This window comes from Micrococcoides hystricis (assembly GCF_042434215.1).
GTDB lineage: Bacteria > Actinomycetota > Actinomycetes > Actinomycetales > Micrococcaceae > Micrococcoides > Micrococcoides hystricis.
Map to the genome: position 1 here is coordinate 285130 of NZ_JBHLUB010000032.1, position 16570 is coordinate 301699.

Annotated in this window: 14 protein-coding genes; 5 read left to right on the forward strand and 9 right to left on the reverse strand. The window is 62.1% G+C overall.

Features of this window, described 5'->3' with window-relative positions; genetic code table 11:
- The first annotated feature begins 332 nt into the window (after positions 1 to 332).
- The 3 genes from ACFFFR_RS11615 to ACFFFR_RS11625 all read left to right on the forward strand — a co-directional run bounded on the left by ACFFFR_RS11615 (position 333) and on the right by ACFFFR_RS11625 (position 4360).
- Positions 333 to 2099: an HNH endonuclease signature motif containing protein gene (locus ACFFFR_RS11615; protein WP_377460634.1), complete on the forward strand. Its 1767-nt coding sequence runs from the start codon at positions 333 to 335 to the stop codon at positions 2097 to 2099.
- A gap of 195 nt (positions 2100 to 2294) precedes the next feature.
- Positions 2295 to 3044 (forward strand): ABC transporter ATP-binding protein, encoded by a 750-nt coding sequence (locus ACFFFR_RS11620; protein ID WP_377460636.1) that lies wholly within the window; start codon positions 2295 to 2297, stop codon positions 3042 to 3044.
- Entirely contained in the window at positions 3041 to 4360 is a 1320-nt protein-coding gene (locus ACFFFR_RS11625; protein ID WP_377460638.1) for an ABC transporter permease family protein, read from the forward strand. The genes ACFFFR_RS11620 and ACFFFR_RS11625 overlap by 4 nt, the downstream gene beginning before the upstream one ends.
- A gap of 23 nt (positions 4361 to 4383) precedes the next feature.
- Here ACFFFR_RS11625 and ACFFFR_RS11630 read toward each other — a convergent pair whose 3' ends face one another.
- The 6 genes from ACFFFR_RS11630 to ACFFFR_RS11655 form a co-directional block, all read right to left on the reverse strand.
- Positions 4384 to 5019, reverse strand: a complete 636-nt coding sequence (locus ACFFFR_RS11630) for a pyroglutamyl-peptidase I (protein WP_377460640.1) — start codon at positions 5017 to 5019, stop codon at positions 4384 to 4386.
- 28 nt (positions 5020 to 5047) lie between these two features.
- Positions 5048 to 6187 (reverse strand): phosphoribosylformylglycinamidine cyclo-ligase, encoded by a 1140-nt coding sequence (purM, locus tag ACFFFR_RS11635; RefSeq protein ID WP_377460642.1) that lies wholly within the window; start codon positions 6185 to 6187, stop codon positions 5048 to 5050.
- A gap of 61 nt (positions 6188 to 6248) precedes the next feature.
- Positions 6249 to 7769 (reverse strand): amidophosphoribosyltransferase, encoded by a 1521-nt coding sequence (purF, locus tag ACFFFR_RS11640; protein ID WP_377460643.1) that lies wholly within the window; start codon positions 7767 to 7769, stop codon positions 6249 to 6251.
- 5 nt (positions 7770 to 7774) lie between these two features.
- Positions 7775 to 8104 (reverse strand): hypothetical protein, encoded by a 330-nt coding sequence (locus ACFFFR_RS11645; RefSeq protein ID WP_377460645.1) that lies wholly within the window; start codon positions 8102 to 8104, stop codon positions 7775 to 7777.
- 20 nt (positions 8105 to 8124) lie between these two features.
- Positions 8125 to 8574: a sterol carrier family protein gene (locus tag ACFFFR_RS11650; RefSeq protein WP_377460647.1), complete on the reverse strand. Its 450-nt coding sequence runs from the start codon at positions 8572 to 8574 to the stop codon at positions 8125 to 8127.
- Positions 8575 to 8577: 3 nt separating this feature from the next.
- A complete protein-coding gene (locus ACFFFR_RS11655) occupies positions 8578 to 9573 on the reverse strand; it encodes an asparaginase (protein ID WP_377460648.1) in 996 nt (331 codons plus the stop codon).
- 93 nt (positions 9574 to 9666) lie between these two features.
- On the opposite strand from ACFFFR_RS11655, the gene purD reads away from it, so the two are divergent.
- Positions 9667 to 10956: a phosphoribosylamine--glycine ligase gene (gene purD, locus ACFFFR_RS11660; protein WP_377460650.1), complete on the forward strand. Its 1290-nt coding sequence runs from the start codon at positions 9667 to 9669 to the stop codon at positions 10954 to 10956.
- 17 nt (positions 10957 to 10973) lie between these two features.
- Positions 10974 to 11900: a phosphoribosylaminoimidazolesuccinocarboxamide synthase gene (locus ACFFFR_RS11665; protein WP_377460652.1), complete on the forward strand. Its 927-nt coding sequence runs from the start codon at positions 10974 to 10976 to the stop codon at positions 11898 to 11900.
- 10 nt (positions 11901 to 11910) lie between these two features.
- Here the strand turns inward: ACFFFR_RS11665 and ACFFFR_RS11670 are convergent, their stop codons facing one another.
- The 3 genes from ACFFFR_RS11670 to ACFFFR_RS11680 are packed head-to-tail and all read right to left on the reverse strand — an operon-like array spanning position 11911 to position 16567.
- Positions 11911 to 13749, reverse strand: coding sequence for an ABC transporter ATP-binding protein (locus ACFFFR_RS11670; protein WP_377460654.1), 1839 nt, complete (start codon positions 13747 to 13749; stop codon positions 11911 to 11913).
- Positions 13746 to 15569: an ABC transporter ATP-binding protein gene (locus ACFFFR_RS11675; protein WP_377460656.1), complete on the reverse strand. Its 1824-nt coding sequence runs from the start codon at positions 15567 to 15569 to the stop codon at positions 13746 to 13748. Before ACFFFR_RS11675 ends, ACFFFR_RS11670 begins: the two co-directional genes overlap by 4 nt.
- Positions 15566 to 16567 (reverse strand): metallophosphoesterase, encoded by a 1002-nt coding sequence (locus ACFFFR_RS11680; RefSeq protein WP_377460658.1) that lies wholly within the window; start codon positions 16565 to 16567, stop codon positions 15566 to 15568. The genes ACFFFR_RS11675 and ACFFFR_RS11680 overlap by 4 nt, the downstream gene beginning before the upstream one ends.
- Between the last annotated feature and the right edge of the window lie 3 nt (positions 16568 to 16570).

Genomic DNA, 16570 nt, shown 5'->3' on the forward strand with positions numbered 1-16570 from the left:
TTCTTCCTTGAAGCATGTGCGGGGTCTGGTGGGTCTAGTCTCTCGGAAGACTAGATGAATAGATACTGAAATCTTGTGGGCATACCGCAGCGTCTTTGCGCAGCCTCCTCAACCATAGTCTGTCGTGATGTGCTCGGAAGCCCCGGATACAGTGTGTTCTCGCCTTCAGCAATGACCTGCAACATGACAGCTGTGGGTATTCCCAAAAGATGGGCGCCATGTGGAGGAAAACCTATTTGTCTAGCATTTAAATACCGCTCAGTATTACCGTTTTAGATTCCTATTATTCGATAAAATAGAAGCATCTTCGAATTCTTGGGGAGGTGTCAAGAGTGGTCGGTCCGCAGTCAGAAACTCATGTAGCTGACAAGGATGAGCTCGAGAAGAACCTCCGTCGCTGCGTTGATGAAGTAACCCTTCAACTCAGCGAACCAAACCCCGCACCCGATTGGGACACCTCCGCTGTGGAACAGGTCCAGCGCATTTCTATAGCCGCCAAATATCGAATTCTTTTTCAGAAGATTCTGTCGTTTGCCCGCCAAGACCACGCACACCTCGGCGCTGATGATCTGACTTCAAGCTTCCTAATGCATGAAAATAAGGGCAAGCTCATCAGAAGTGCGGCTGCTGCCTATTCTGCCGTATCCGGAATGAAGACCGCCCAAGCTAAACACGAAATCATGAGCGCGGTTATCCTGCATGAACACGGCGCTGAACTCCTTGCTCACCTGATCTCAGGAACGCTGAGCCTACGTCAACTCGATAGTGCTGTTGCAAAGCTGAAATCTCTACCCCCGCCCTCACCGGAAGGAAAGCCTGACGGGCAACCCTGGCAGCCCGGTGAGTTTCAACAGGCCGCCACTGCCACGGAGAAAGCCCGCAAAAACTTAGCGACGGACTTGGCGGCTATTGCAGGGAATACGCACAGTGAAAATGACTTTAATAGGCAAGCCGCGCGTGCGCGCGACGCTCGACACCCCGAGTCTTTTGCGCAGCGGGCAGCTCGGGCGGCGACCAAGCGCTACATAAAGTTCATTCCTGCCGACGACGGGATGACGCGGGTCGAAGGTTACATCCCTTCACACGCGGGTCTCTTCTTGCACCACATTCTTTCGGCACTTGCCGCCAGCTACCGCACGTTGGGTCAAGCACACGGCCGTAGTCGGAACAATTTGATGGCCGATCTCCTGATCGATTTGGTGCAGAACAATCCTTATCTCAAGCACGCGATGCAGATAGCGCAACAACGCCAGACCGAGAGCGGAGACGGGATCGAACAACCTGGTGGTGTCATAGTCGATGAGGACACCGGCGCGACCATCGCCCAAGGTCTACTGAACAGGGAAGGTGGCGCCACTGCTCACGCAGAAGATGCGGTGGGTGTCGGCTTTCACAACCTGCCACCCGGGGTGCTTACCCATGTCATCGTGACGATGGATTTTGAACAATTCGTCAAACATGGCGGCTGCCTCGATGAAGAAACCATGGGGTTCACCCGACAGCATTACCCCGAACTCTACGAGCTCGCTCGCCAGAACCAGGAATTCTACAAAGAAAACCCACTGAAACGTCGCCGTAGGTATCCGGTTGGGGTGGACGACGCTGAGAGTGGCGCCTGTTCAGTAGGAACCGACACCGTGCTCAGTCCCCAAGCCACAGCCGACATCATCGCCAGCGCTTCCATGATGAGCATGATCCTGACTGATCCAGTAGAAGGATACCCACTTGGAGTCGGTCGAAAGACCTCTCGACCAAGTGCCCGGATGCGAATGCTAACAGCCTTCCGAGATCGACATTGTCGCTATCCTGGCTGCCGGGAGCCGCTGAGTAATTGCGAACTGGATCATGTGGTCGAGTGGCGTGATGGCGGTGGCTCCGACTACTCATCACTGAGTTACCTCTGCAAGTCTCATCACATGCATAAAAGTGCCCGCTGGATGACAGCCACGCTCCACCCAGAACTCGGGGATGGTGTGATGAGTTTTGCCAACGAACAAAGCGGTGAAGAACACCTCAGTACACCGGAGTTTCCACTGGCAGCTGCTGCATGGGAACCACATCAGAAGTATCAAGCACAGCTGGCCGAACCTCCCTTCTAGCCGAAATCGTGGTGCAGCTAGGTGACGCAAAAGTTTCGTGTTTAGACACGGAAACTGTTGTTTGAAAACTCCATAGTGGACCGGCCTCTCATCCCCGGGTCTTAGGGGAGCTTCCGCCCCTCGGTGTAAAGACCCGGCGAAAGATCAGGTCTGGGACCGACGCGGTGCTGGGGCCGAGATTTCTACAGTGAAATCATGTTCACCAACGCACAACCAACACAGCCAGTCCTATCCGCAGCAGGGGTTTCTAAACACTACGGAAGCACGTGTGCCCTCAACAACATCCACTTGCGCATCACACCGGGAGAATCGGTTGCCATCATGGGCCCGTCCGGCTCCGGTAAGACCACGCTGATGCATGTGCTCTCCGGGATCTTGCTGCCCGACAGCGGGCATGTGAACTTTAGCGGGCCCACCGAAGCAGTCGAGATCACCATGCTGAGTGAAGAGCTCCGAGCAAAACTACGCCGGGAAAGTTTTGGCTTCGTCTTCCAAGAGGGCCTCCTGCTGCCGGAACTCTCAGCTCAAGAAAACGTCGCCCTGCCGCTGATGCTGACGTGTATGCCCCGGGCGGCCGCAGAAGAGTACGCGCGGGGCCAGCTCAATCAACTGGGTCTTGCCGGTATGCATGATCGGCGACTCGGGGAACTGTCGGGTGGACAAGCCCAACGTGTTGCCATTGCTCGAGCCCAGGTGTCGCAACCGTCAGTTGTCTTCGCTGACGAACCGACCGGAGCCCTAGATTCGGTCACTTCCGCGGCTGTCCTGGATGCTCTCCTCGGCTCCACTGTTCAACGCGGTGGCACCCTAGTGATGGTCACCCACGACTCAGCGACAGCGGCTCGTTGTGACCGGATCATCCGCGTCCAAGACGGTGCGATCGTGTCAGACTCCACCCAGCATGTGCCGAACGCCCGGATGTCAGAAGCCGGTGGTACTCGGTGAAACAACTACCTGTCATCCGACTCTTCCTGAGTAAACTCTTTTCCGATCGCGCCGTATGGCTGCTGCCCGTAACAGCGTTCGCCATCGTCAGCGCCTTGGCGCTGATCGTCATAGCGGGAGCCCGTTTCATTGCCCACATACCGGGCGACTTTGCGGTCATGTACATTTCGATGGCCGTCCTTGCGGTGTTGTTCTTGGCGGTGCCGATGAGCGCACTGACCGGTGCAGCAGCCAAGCTGCTAGCTCGACGTCGTGACGAACGCCTGTCCTCCCTCCGGCTCCTCGGGGCCAGCAGCTTCACCGTCTACCTGGTGGCACTCAGCGAAGCCGTCGTGTTGGCCACCACGGGTATTCTCTTGGGTGTGCTCGGCTATTTAGCACTCATGCCGCTGGTAGGGCTGCTCAGTTTCGGTGGCCAACCCATGGGTGTGGCTGGTTTGTGGCTGGGGTTCCCCTGGCTGGCTAGCACCGTGGGCGCTCTGATCCTCTTCGCCGCAGCCGCTTCCATGACTGGACTGCGCAAAATCCACGTCACCCCGTTGGGTGTGCGCACTCGTCAGCAAGCCAGCAAAGTGCATTGGGTGCGAATCCTGCTAGCGCTCGGCATCTTCCTAGCAGCCCAAATTCTTGCGAAGACGGCTGGTGCGTTCGACATTGCCGTAGCTGTCACGTTGACGCTGGCAGCGCTCGCGGTCCCGCTGGTCGCGCTCTACTTCCTTGGACCGTGGTTGCTGAAGATTGTGGCGGCCCGTATCCAGCGCAAAACCAAGGACGTTCGGATGCTGGTCGCAGCCCGCACCGTCTTAGAATCACCCCAGCAGGCTTGGCGACAAGTAGGTGGGCTTGCTGCCACGGTCTACATCGGTCTGGTTGGTGGGGCCGGGATGGCGATGATTCGAGCTGCCACCGCGGACGGTTTCGGCAACGGACAGGACGCGGTGTTCTTCACCGACGTGCAAAACGGTGTCCTGCTGACCTTGCTGATCTCCTTCTTACTTGTTGCGTGCTCGGTCGGGATCACCCAGACAGCACAAGTGTTGGACCGGGCCGGTCTGTACCAGGGCCTAGACAAGATCGGCATGGCCGTTCCCACGATGAACAGCATCCGTCGCCGGGCCGTCTTTACCCCGGTGTGGGTAGTGCTGGTTGTTGCCGTCATCGGAGCCGCAGTGACCGCGCTGCCCGTGGTGGGTGCTGCGATGGTCTTGGATCCGCTCACCATGTTGGTGGTGTTCGGTTGCATCGGCCTAGGCCTAGCGCTGCTGGCCGGTGGCGTGCAAGCCGCTGCGCCGACGTTGCGTCGCGTCATTGCCTAAACCATGGGCCGGACCCGGGCGGCTTAGTAGATCGAGCCGCCGGGTTCAGCCACGTCAGAGAGCGTGGTCAGTGCAGCTTCCAGCGCGCTCACCACGGCTGCGCTAACCGTCTTCACCGGAATGACGTCGGCTGTGGGTACGTGCAGGAATCCGGCACGAACCGCACTAACACTGGTGGCGTGGAGCGCGTGGAACATGAGCGCATTACACACGTAGCTGCCGGCACTATATGAGAGCGTCGTGGCGGCTACGGGCCGGGCCGCGGCGGCCATTGCTTTCACTGGCAAGGTGGTGAAGTAGGCGTTAGGCGCACCGGGCAGCACCGGTACATCTACCGGTTGGGCGCCGGCGTTGTCCGGGATGCGGGCATCAATCAGGTTGATCGCGACCCGTTCAAAACGCAGCGCTTGTGTGCCGGCCGCTAAGCCCAAAGACAGCACGAGCTCAGGCTGATGGGTCTGCAGCAGGTGCTCCAAGGCGAGGCCCACCGCAGCGAACTCGACCGGAAGCACGGCCGAGACGATGGTGGCAGACTGCGCGGGCGTCCCGGCAGCAGAAGACCCACCGATGGTGCATCCGACTAGTTCTTCGGCGATCTGCGCGGTGGGATTCTGCGCTTGATCGCCGAACGGTTCAAAACCGGTCAGCAGGATCCTCATCGGCGGGTCACCAAGAATTGGGCTGAGACTAGTTGGCGTAGTTACCCTGCATGAGTACGGCACCACCGTCGACGCCCTTGGCGCCTTGGACGAAGTCGGTACCGGCGGCTGCAGCAGCGTCGGTCACCGGGCCAACCTGACCCAGTACCCAAGACTTCATGCCGCGGTTGTTCAGGTGTGCGACCGCGTCATTGGCGATCGCGCCGTCCACCACGGCGATCATGCCCACGCCCAAGTTCAGGGTGCGTTCCAAATCTGCCAGCGGCACATTGCCGGCCTGGCCGACGAGGGAGAAGATGGCAGGCAGCGACCAAGTGTCACGCTCGACAACGCCCATCAGCCCGGTCGGCAGGACACGGGCTAGGTTGGCGGCCAGACCGCCACCGGTGACGTGGCTGAAGGCGTGCACATCGCCCGGGAAGGTGCGGATCAGGTCTAGGCAGTCTGCGGTGTAGACGGTGGTTGGTTCGAGGAGCTCTTCGCCAAGCGTGCGGCCGAGTTCGGAGACCTCCCGGTCCAGCGACCAGCCGACGTGGTTGATGACCCGGCGCACCAGTGAGTAGCCGTTGGAGTGGATCCCGGAGGAGGCCATGGCAATGAGCACGTCTCCGTCTTTGACCCGGTCTGGGCCGAGCAGCTCATCGGCTTCCACGATGCCGGTAGCAGCGCCGGCCACATCGTATTCGTGTTCGCCCAGTAGGCCAGGGTGTTCGGCGGTTTCCCCACCCACGAGCGCTGTGCCGGCGACCTGGCATGCGGCGGCGATGCCGGAGACAATGGCGGCGATACGTTCCGGGACGACCTTGCCGCAGGCGATGTAATCGGTCATGAAGACCGGTTCGGCACCGACCACGACGATGTCGTCGACGACCATACCGACCAAGTCGAAACCGATGGTGTCATGGATGTCCATGGCTTGGGCGATGGCGACCTTTGTGCCGACCCCGTCGGTGGAGGTGGCCAGATACGGTTTGCGGTACTTCAGCAGCGCGGAGGCGTCGTAGAGCCCGGCGAACCCGCCGACCCCGCCCACCACGTTAGCGGTGTGGGTGGCCTTGATGGCGCCCTTCATGAGTTCGACGGCCCGGTCGCCGGCCTCGACATCAACGCCGGCTTCGGCATAGGTGATTACGTGTTCTGCCTGCTCTGGCGTTTGCGGCTGAGACATCAACAGTCCTTTTCTTGAAGCTTCTCTAGCTGGTGCGGGACCCCGGAACAGGGGTGTGCTGTCAGGGGGTGGTTGCCGCCGGGTCGTCGGCGACGAGGTCTTCGTATTCGGCATCCGGGCCGGGTTCGCAGCCGCGGCTGGCGGTGATGCCTTGGTCCGGAAGGTCAATCGGGTATTCGCCGGTGAAGCATGCGGTGCAGAGCTTGGCGCGCGGCTGCTCGGTGGCTTCGATCATGCCGTCTTCGGAGATGAACGCCAGCGAATCAGCGCCGACGGACTTGGTGATCTCCTCGATGGTGGCGCCGTTGGCGATCAGCTCTGCGCGGGAGGCGAAGTCGATGCCGTAGAAGCAGGGCCATTTCACCGGTGGGGAAGAGATCTTCACGTGAACTTCGGCTGCGCCGGCTTCGCGGAGCATCCGGATGATGGCGCGCTGGGTGTTGCCGCGGACGATGGAGTCATCCACCACGGCGACCTTTTTGCCGCGCACCACGGACTCTTGGACGTTCAGCTTCAATCGGATACCCAGCTGGCGCAGCGTCTGCGACGGCTTAATGAAGGTGCGGCCCACATAGGAGTTCTTGACGAATCCGTGGGCGAAGGGGATCCCGGACTCTTCGGCGAACCCGACCGCCGCAGGGGTGCCGGACTCGGGGACGGGGATGACCACGTCCGCGTCGGCCTTGTTTTCTCGGGCCAGTTGGCGGCCCATTTCCACGCGGGATTCGTACACGTTCCGGCCGTTGATGGAGGCGTCCGGGCGGGCCAGGTACACGTATTCGAAGATGCAGCCGGCCGGGTTGGGTTCGGCGAACATCTCGGAGCGGATACCGTCTTCGTCGATGCTGATCAACTCACCCGGTTTGACCTCGCGGATGAATGAGGCGCCCACGGTCGCCAAGGCGGGCTGTTCGGAGGCAACGACCCAGCCGCGCTCAAGCCGGCCGAGCACGAGCGGGCGGACACCGTAGGGGTCACGTGCCGCGTAGAGGGTGTGTTCGTCCATGAAGACGAAGGAGAAGGCGCCCTTCAGTTGCGGCAACAGGTTCATGGCCGCGTCGAAGAGGGAAACATCTTCCTGCGCGCCCATCAGGGCGGTGGCCAGCGCGGTGTCGGTGTCATTACCTTGGGCGATCTCACCGGCAGGTTTGTCACCGAGCAAGTCCCGGACTTTGGCCGCCAAGTCTTTCTTATTGGTCAAGGCGCCGTTGTGGGCCATGGCGACAGCGCCGCCTTCTGGTGTGGCCCCGAGGGTCGGCTGGGCGTTTGACCACTTCTTGGAGCCCATGGAGGAATACCGGCAGTGGCCGACCGCGATGTGCCCGGTCAGGGTGTTCAGGGTGGTTTCGTCAAAGACTTGGGAGACCAAGCCCATATCTTTATAGACGTTGATGCGGGTGCCGTCGGAGGCGGCGATACCGGCGGATTCTTGGCCGCGGTGTTGCAGGGCAAACAGGCCGTAGTAGGCGAGTTTGGCTACTTCTTCACCTGGGGCCCAGACACCGAAGACACCACATTCGTCTTTCGGGCCTTTGTCTTCATCGAGGAGGTCATGATTGAGCATTCCATCGCCACGAGCCATGTGCGTTATTCTTCCACTTTCGCAGGTTCAGCTTCGACCGCTTGGGCGGTCGCGGTGGTGGCCTTCTTCAGGCTGCGGCGGTCCGCGATGATGAACGCGACCCCGGCCAGACCCACACCGATAATTCCAAAGATCACCGAGAAGTAGCCGATGCTACCGCCGGTGGTGTAGTTCTCTGCGGTGCCACCGATGGTGACAACCAGCACTGCGACGAGCACGCCGAGCAATGCTCCGGTGATCAGGAAGGGCCAGATCCGCGGTGCCCGTCGAACCGTCATTTCGGTTTCGATCGGTTCAGAAAGTGGATCTAAGGGGACCTGGTGCTGCTCACTCATGCAAACTAGTTTATCCGGTATTAATCTTCCCGCCGAACCGGGTCTGGGTGGGCGGGATTCACCAGGGGGAACAGTTGACGCAGATCGGCGCGGATACCGGAAGCGGTGATGGAATCCCAGATGTCCTCGGCAGGAACCAGACCCAGGGCGACGGCCAGAAACACCGCCGGGGTCATCTCCACCACATTCGGTGGGGTTCCCCGGGTATGCCGGGGCCCGGCCACCGCTTGGGTGACCCCAAACGGTGGGACACGAATCTCCACCGCGTTCCCCGGGGCGCGTGCGGCGAGCTCTTCCAACAGGTAGCGCACTGCGGTGGCTGTGACCTGGCGGGGCAGGCCCGTGAACATGTCAGCCGGGTCCGTGGCGGCAGTGTTGAGCTGGGCGCGCAGAGTTTGAACCGCTGCGATGCCATCGGCGATGGGGACTCGGCGGCGCGGGGTGGCGGAGGCTTTAGGTGCAGGGGACATGGTTTAGGAAAGAGCGGTCAGGACGTCACGGCCCAGTTCGACCTGGCCCACGATGATGGCTTCAACTCCGCCGGTGATCTTCGGCAAGATGTCCGCCAAGACGGCGTCTACGCTGGTGCGTTCCAACGCCCCGGCAGCGGCTAGCAGGCGCAGCCCGACCAAGGTGGTGGGCCGGTGGGCGCCATCGAGGGACTTGATGGCGGCGGCATGGCCATCCTTGGTGACGAGGATGAGGACGCCTTCGGCCCCGAGCTTGGCGAGGATGCCGAGGCGTTGGCTGACCACGGTGTTCTCCGCATCGGGGCCTTGAACCAGCTCCGGGTGGGCGAGCATGGCGGAGAAGACCTGCTGGGCGGCGGGCTCACTGCCGGTGGCCAGTTGGCTGACCGCTTTGGCCAGGGGCAGCAACGGTAGGGTCGGGGCCGGTGCACCGCAGCCGTCAGTGGAGACGTGTTCCGGCGCCACCCCGGCGTACTCGGTCAACACCTCAAGGACGGATTGTTGCAGCGGGTGCTCGTGCTCCAGGTAGGTGTTGGTGTCTAGGCCGGCATGGACGCAGGCGGCAAGGAAACCGGCGTGCTTTCCGGAACAGTTGAAGGCCAGCTGGTTGGGTTGGCGTTGGCTGAGGGTCCATTCGCGGCGGGTGGTCTTGTCCGCAGGCCACGCGGTGGGGCATTGAAGGTCAGCCTCGGATAGCCCGGCGGCCGAGAGCATGCTCAGGGCCACCTGCTGGTGGATGGTGGCCCCGGTGTGGGATGCGCAGGCGAGGGCGGTTTGCTGACTGTTAAGCAGCACCCCGGTGCGTAGGGAGGCGATGGCTTGGAACGGCTTCAGGCTGGAGCGCGGGTAGACCGGTGTGGTGGTGTCCCCGAGTTCGAAGATCGGGTTGCCGGCGGGGTCCACAACGACGGCGGCCCCGTAGTGACGGGACTCGACGAGTCCGCCGCGGGTGATCACGGCCAGCTCTGCTGCGGCGTCAGCGGTAAATACATCCTGCACTGGTTGTTAGCTCCCTCACGTGTGGTTCTCCACAGCTAGTTTAGACGGTTCTTAAGCTGCCGCCAGCTTCGGCCCTAGGCTAAGCTTGAGGGCGTGAAAGTACTTGTGCTTGGCCCCGGCGGCCGTGAACACGCCATTATTCGTGCCCTGAAACAAGACCCTGAGGTGACCGAGGTGTTTGCCGCCCCGGGTAACGCGGGGATCGCTACCGATGTGAAGGTTTTCCCGGTCGATGCGCAAAGCCCCAACGCTGTGGTGGAGCTGGCCGGGGAACTCAACGTCGATCTGGTCGTCGTCGGTCCGGAGGCCCCGCTGGCATCCGGTGTCTGCGATGGGCTGCGCGATGCCGGTTTTGACGTGTTTGGTCCGTCCAAGGCGGCCGCGCAACTGGAATCCTCCAAGGCCTTCGCCAAAGATGTGATGGCGGCAGCAGGAGTGCCAACCGGTGGCTCCGTGGTCGCCACCACCGAAGAAGAGGCCGCCGCCGCACTGGATAAGTTCGGTGCCCCCTACGTCGTCAAGGACGATGGGCTTGCTGCCGGCAAAGGTGTCGTGGTGACCAGCGACCGGGCCGAGGCGCTCGCCCACGCGAACGCCTGTTTCACCGCTTCGTCGCAGGTTGTGATCGAAGAATTCCTCGACGGCCCTGAAGTTTCCCTGTTCGTCCTCTCTGACGGGGATAACTGTCTGCCTTTGACGCCGGCGCAAGACTTCAAACGTATCTTCAATAACGATGAGGGCCCCAACACCGGCGGCATGGGTGCCTACACCCCGCTGGATTGGCTGCCGGAGAACTTTGTCGACGAGGTTGTGGCCAAGGTCGCCGAACCGACGATCGAGCAGATGCGCCAGCGCGGCATGCCTTTCATCGGGGTGCTGTACTGCGGGCTGGCTGTCACCGCCAAAGGCATTCAAGTGATCGAATTCAACGCCCGCTTCGGTGACCCCGAAACGCAGCCGGTCTTGGCCCGGCTGAAACCCCAGTCCGGTTTTGCCTCCGTGCTGGCAGCCTGCGCCCAAGGCAACCTGGCCGCCGGCACCAAGCTCCAGTGGGAAGAAAACTACGCGGTCGGCGTTGTCCTAGCGGCCGAAGGCTACCCCGAGTCCCCGCGCAAGGGCGGGGTGCTGACCGGATTGGACGAAGTTGAGTCCATGGCTGATGTTTCCGTGCTGCATGCCGGGACGGCGGCGAACGAGGATGGTGAGCTGATCGCCAACGGCGGCCGCATCCTCTCCGTGGTCGGTGAAGGCGCCAGCTTGGCTGAAGCACAGCAGAAAGCCTACGCGGGGATCGAGAAGATCGGCCTTGACGGCGGCCAGTACCGTACCGATATCGCGGCCAAGGCCATCGCCGGGCAGATCGTCATCCCCACTGCCAACTAACCGTGAAGGACATCTCAGTGAGCACCAACCCGATCGACAACCTCGGTGAGCAGGCTGTAGAGCTGCCGGGCTATCAGCACATCTACTCGGGTAAGGTCCGCGACCTGTATGCGCCCACCGACCCGAAGCTGGATGACCGCCTGTTAGTGGTTGCTAGTGACCGGATCAGCGCGTTCGACTTTGTGCTACAAACCCCCATCACCGACAAGGGCAAGGTCCTGACCCAGTTGAGCCTGTGGTGGTTCGAGGTGCTGGCGGAGCAGGATCCGACTTTGCGCCACCACGTGATCTCCACCGACGTGCCCGCCGAGGTCTCCGGCCGGGCGATGGTCGTGAAGAAGCTGGAGATGTACCCGATCGAGTGCATCGCCCGCGGCTACCTCACCGGTTCCGGGCTGCTGGAATACAACGACCGCGGCACCGTCTGCGACCTGCCGTTGCCGGCCGGACTGGTTGACGGATCAAAGCTGGAACCGGCGATCTTCACCCCGTCGGCGAAGGCCGAGGTGGGCGAGCACGACGAGAACATTTCCTACGAGCAGATGATTCAGCGGGTCGGCGAAGAGGTCTCGGCCGCACTGCAGGAAAAGACGTTGAAGCTATACACGGCAGCCGAGGAGATCGCGCGCGCTCGCGGTCTGATCCTAGCCGACACCAAGGTCGAGTACGGGGCGGACCCGGCCACCGGCGAGATCACGCTTGGTGATGAGGTGCTGACCCCGGACTCGTCACGGTTCTGGGACGCGGACGATTACGCACCGGGCAAGTCACAGAAGTCGTTCGACAAGCAGTTTGTCCGTGACTGGCTGACCAGTGACGCTTCCGGCTGGGACAAGAACTCCGGTGAACAACCACCGGCGTTGCCCGGAGAAGTTGTGGCGAAGACCCGCGATCGTTACGTTCAAGCCTACGAACAGCTGACCGGACGGAAGTTCACCGCCTAACCACAAGGGGTTAGTTCTCCTGCTGCTGGGACTCCTCCCACGCCTGATACAGCTGTGCGAAGCGGCCCCCGGCGGCGATCAGTTCAGCCGGGGAACCATCCTCGACGATGCGGCCCGCATCCACCACCAGCACCCGGTCCGCATTCGCGACCGTGGAAAGCCGGTGAGCGATGATCACGGCGGTCCGGTTGCCCAACAGCTGGTCGAGGGCCGCCTGCACCAAACGCTCGCTGGGCAAGTCCATGGAACTGGTGGCTTCATCCAGGATCAGCACCGTCGGATCGGCGAGGAAAGCCCGGGCGAAGGAAACCAGCTGGCGCTGGCCGGCTGAGAGCCGCCCGCCGCGCTTATTCACATCCGTGTCGTAACCATCCGGCAGGGCACAAATGAACTCGTGGGCGCCCACGGCGCGTGCGGCCAACACGATCTCTTCGTCACTGGCCTCCGGTTTTCCTAAGGCAATGTTGTCCCGGATACTGCCGGAGAACAGGAACGACTCCTGAGTCACCATGACCACTGCCCGGCGCAGATCTTCATCTGAGAGCCGGTTGATCGGGACGCCGTCTAAGGTCAGCGAACCGCTGGTCAGGTCATAGAACCGAGCGATGAGTTTCACCAGCGTTGATTTGCCGGCACCGGTGGAGCCGACGATCGCGACGGTCTGGCCGGCCGGAATGTGCAGATCGAATTTCGGCAAAATTTCCGGGCCGGTTCCGTACCCGAAGCTGGCCTGCGTGAAGTCGATGGCCCCGGCCGGGGCAGCCAGCGGTTGCGGGTCTTTCGGCGGTGTGACGGAGGGGGCTTCTTCCAACAGACCGGAGACCTTTTCCAGTGCCGCGGTGGCGGATTGGAACGCCGAGTAGAACTGGGTGAGCTGTTCAAAGGGCTGAAAGACACGCTTGGTGGCCATTGCCAAAGCGATGAGAACACCAAGTTCGAGGTTACCGTCTAGCACGCGCAGCCCGGAGACCAACAGGACGGCGGCGACCATGATGTTGCCGATGCCCAGCAGGGTGGGCTGGTAGATGCTGTTGAGCATCAGCGCGGCAATGTTGTTCTTGCGGTAGGCGTTGGTGAGCTCGTCGTAGCGAACATTGTTCGCCTGCTGACGGCGGAACGCTTTGACCGCCCGGATCCCGGTCATGGTCTCCACGAAGTGGACGATCATGCGGGCACTGGTGACCCGGGAGGAACGGTACTGGATGCTCGAGCGGTGCTGGTACCAGCGGGTGATGAAGTAGATCGGGACAATGGCAGTGAGGACCACGAACCCGGACGGGACATCGAGGATGAAGACGCTGGCCACGGTGAAGGCCATGGTCATGAAACCTGCTACCAGCCCGGCAACGCCTTGATCGAGGAGTTCACGCAAGGCCTCTAGGTCTGAGGTTTGCCGGGAGATCACCCGGCCGGAGGTGTAGGTTTCGTGGAACTCCAAGCTTAAGCGCTGGGTGTGCCGGAAGACCATCAAACGCAAATCCAGCAGCATGGCTTGGGACAGCTTCGCGGTCAGCACGGTGTACCAGGCGGTGAGAACGCCGGCGAGGATGCCGGCGAGCAAGTACGCGCCCGCCGCTAGGAAGGCGGGTCCGTTGTTGCCGGCGACCATCAGGGGCAACGCCCAGTCGATGCCGAGCGCAACGATGAGGGGGAACGAGGCACGCATGGCCGAGGAGGCCATGACGGTGACCATGGTCAGGATCAGTTGTTTGCGTACCGGTTTGGCGAGCCGGCCCAAGAGCCGCCAGGAGCGGCGGCGCACGTAGCGTTGCTCGTCCTTGCTCAGATCTAGACGGTCTTCTCCGGCGACCCCGTGCAGGGAGGAGGGGGTTGGATGTTGCTGGGTCATTCTCGCGGCCCCCTCTGGTTGGTGGCGGGGTCATCAAGATCGGCATCGTCGAACTCATCGTCGCTGTGTTGCGGCAGTGAGGAGATGACATCGCGGTAGCGCCGGTTGCGCGCCAAGAGCTGTTGGTGGGTGCCGAAGTCCTCGATGACCCCTTCGTGGAGGAACGCGACGTGGTCGGCCAAGGCCACGGTGGAGAGGCGGTGGGCGACGATGAGGGTTGTGGTGTTCGCTAGGACCTCACGCAGCTTGGCGCTGACCTTTTCCTCGGTGCGAACATCGAGGGCGGAGAGCGGATCATCAAGCACCAGGACGCCGGGGTTGGCTGCGATGGCCCGGGCCAAGGCTAGGCGCTGACGTTGCCCGCCGGAGAGGGAGAGACCTTCTTCCCCGATGCGGGTGTCCAGACCGTCGGGCAGCTCGTAGGCGAAACCCGCCTCGGCGGTATCGAGGGCTTGGACGAGTGCGGCGTGAGCTGCCGGGCTATGCAGGTCGTCGAACCCGGCGCCCAACAGGACGTTTTCTCGGATGGAGGAGGAGAACAGGGTGGGATCTTCGAAGGTGATGGACACCAGTGTGCGTAACTGGGTTAGCGAGAGGTCTTTGACGTTCACCCCGTCGATTAGCACGGCCCCGGAGACCGGGTCGATGAGGCGCGGCACCAGCTGCAGCAGCGTGGATTTGCCGGTGCCGGTCGCACCGACCAAGGCCACCGTGGAGCCGGGGGCCACGGTGAAGTCGATGTCTTTCAGCAGAGCCTCTGCTGGGTCCGTGCCGGGGAAGCTGAACGTCACGTGCTCGAATTGGAGCCGGGGTGCGCCACTGCGTTCGGGCAGCGCAACTGGTTTGTCCGGGTCGGTGATGGTGGTCTCGGAATCCATGACTTCAAAGTGCCGGTCGATGGCCGTCTTGGCGGTCATGGTCATACCTAGCATCATGCCGAGCATTTCCACCGGTCCGTCCAAGATGGCAGCGGTGAGGAAGTAGGCGGCCAGCGCGCCGACACTGAGCTGTTCGTGGGCGACCTGCCAGATGCCCACGAACAGGGCGATCGCTAGTAGCGCCCGGGGGACGATCATGACGATGAGCAGATAGTTCGCCATGACGGAGGCCTTGTGCACTTCGGTGTCTTTGAGCTGGTCCGCTTGGGCGCCGAAGTGTTTGAGGGCGTGCTTGCCGCGACCGAATGCTTTCAGCACCCGGATGCCGTGGACGGCTTCTTCCACGGTGGTGGCCAGATCCCCGGCTTGGTCTTGGGAGAGGCGGGACACGGTGCGGTATTCGTCGCGGAACTTCAGGGATTTGAACACCATAGGGATGGCGTACAGCAGGTAGAGGGATCCGAGCAGCCAGGATGCGGAGAACATGAGCACCAAGCCGATGACAATGGTGACAAACACGACCACGATCTGCAGGGATCCGAAGGCGATCCACCGGCGGAGGAAACCGAGGTCTGCGACGGCCCGGGACTGCAGCTGACCGGATTCCCACTTGTCGTGGAAACTGATGGGCAGGATTTGCAGGCGCTCGTAGAGGGACTGCCGGGCTCGTTGTTCGATCCGGCCGGAGACCGGGATGACGGCAAAGCGTCGAGCCGCGACCAGCAGCGCTTCAAGGATGCCCAAGCCCAGAACCAGCAGGACGATCTTGATGAGACCGGAGACGTCGGCCCCGGTCTGGAGGGTCTCATCCAGGGTGCGTTGGATGATCTGCGGGATGAGCAGGGCGACAATGCTGCCGCCGAGGGCTGCGATGAGACCGGCGATCCAGTACTTAGCGAAGCCCTCCATGTACCGGCCAAGCCGGCGAATCGATTCGATCATGGAGCACTCGGTTCAGCCCCGGCTGTGAGGGTGACAAGCACGGCTTCGGGTGGGCAGAAGAACCGCAGGGGCACGGTGGGTGCCGACCCGATGCCGGCGGTGATGTTCAACCAGGCGGAGCGCTGCTGCCCGGTCGCATCGGTTGCGTTCCAGTGGGTAGCGCCGGAGGCGAGGGAGGGCGGTAGATCGCAATTGCTGACCAGGGCCCGGGAACCGGGTAGGCAGATCTGACCGCCGTGGGTGTGTCCGGCAAAGAGAACATCAGCCCGCTGGGCCGTCATCTGGTTCAGGACCCGCTGGTAGGGGGCATGAAGCACGCCGATACGCACCGGGGCCCGGCCGGTTTTGGCTGACTCCCGCCCGGTGATCGGAAAGCCTGGGAACGCTTCCCGGCGTAGGTGCGGGTCATCGACACCGGAGAAGAGTAATTCTGTGCCGTTGATCTGCAGGCGGCCGGTCCGGTTGGTCAGATCCAACCAGTTTCGGCTGAACCCGGCGAAGAGTTCCTGCCACGGAAGCACCGGGTGATCATCTTTGGCACCGACCTTGGCGGCGGGGGTGAGGAAGTACCGCAGCGGGTTCTTTTTGATGGGTGCGTAGTAGTCGTTGGAGCCGGGCACGAAGACTCCCGGAACGGCGAGTAGTGGCTCCAATACGTCTAACAGTTCGGCGTTGACTTCCGGGTGGCCGAGGTTGTCGCCGGTGTTGATCACCACGTCTGGTTCCAGCGCGGCCAGTGCTTTCAGCCAAGCGAGTTTGTGGTGCTGGCCGGGGGTGAGGTGAATGTCGCCCAAATGCAGGACCTTGATGGGCTCCGCGCCGGGGGAGAGCACGGGGAAGGTTTCGTGTCGAACGGTGAAACCGCGTTCGGCGAGGGCGCGCCCGTGCTCGTAGGTGGCCCGGACCAGCAGGGACGCACCCGCGGCAGCAACACCAGCCAAGAGGCCTGCCCCAGCCGTTTTGACGGTGGTCGTCAGTGAGCTGGGTGCGGACTTCATAGG

What these genes read in the sequence shown, in the direction of transcription:
- ACFFFR_RS11620 (WP_377460636.1), top strand. Translation starts at nt 2,295, where the DNA reads ATGTTCACCAACGCACAACCAACACAGCCAGTCCTATCCGCAGCAGGG.
- ACFFFR_RS11630 (WP_377460640.1), bottom strand. Translation starts at nt 5,019, where the DNA reads ATGAGGATCCTGCTGACCGGTTTTGAACCGTTCGGCGATCAAGCGCAG.
- purM (WP_377460642.1), bottom strand. Translation starts at nt 6,187, where the DNA reads ATGTCTCAGCCGCAAACGCCAGAGCAGGCAGAACACGTAATCACCTAT.
- purF (WP_377460643.1), bottom strand. Translation starts at nt 7,769, where the DNA reads ATGGCTCGTGGCGATGGAATGCTCAATCATGACCTCCTCGATGAAGAC.
- ACFFFR_RS11645 (WP_377460645.1), bottom strand. Translation starts at nt 8,104, where the DNA reads ATGAGTGAGCAGCACCAGGTCCCCTTAGATCCACTTTCTGAACCGATC.
- ACFFFR_RS11650 (WP_377460647.1), bottom strand. Translation starts at nt 8,574, where the DNA reads ATGTCCCCTGCACCTAAAGCCTCCGCCACCCCGCGCCGCCGAGTCCCC.
- ACFFFR_RS11670 (WP_377460654.1), bottom strand. Translation starts at nt 13,749, where the DNA reads ATGACCCAGCAACATCCAACCCCCTCCTCCCTGCACGGGGTCGCCGGA.
- ACFFFR_RS11675 (WP_377460656.1), bottom strand. Translation starts at nt 15,569, where the DNA reads ATGATCGAATCGATTCGCCGGCTTGGCCGGTACATGGAGGGCTTCGCT.
- ACFFFR_RS11680 (WP_377460658.1), bottom strand. Translation starts at nt 16,567, where the DNA reads ATGAAGTCCGCACCCAGCTCACTGACGACCACCGTCAAAACGGCTGGG.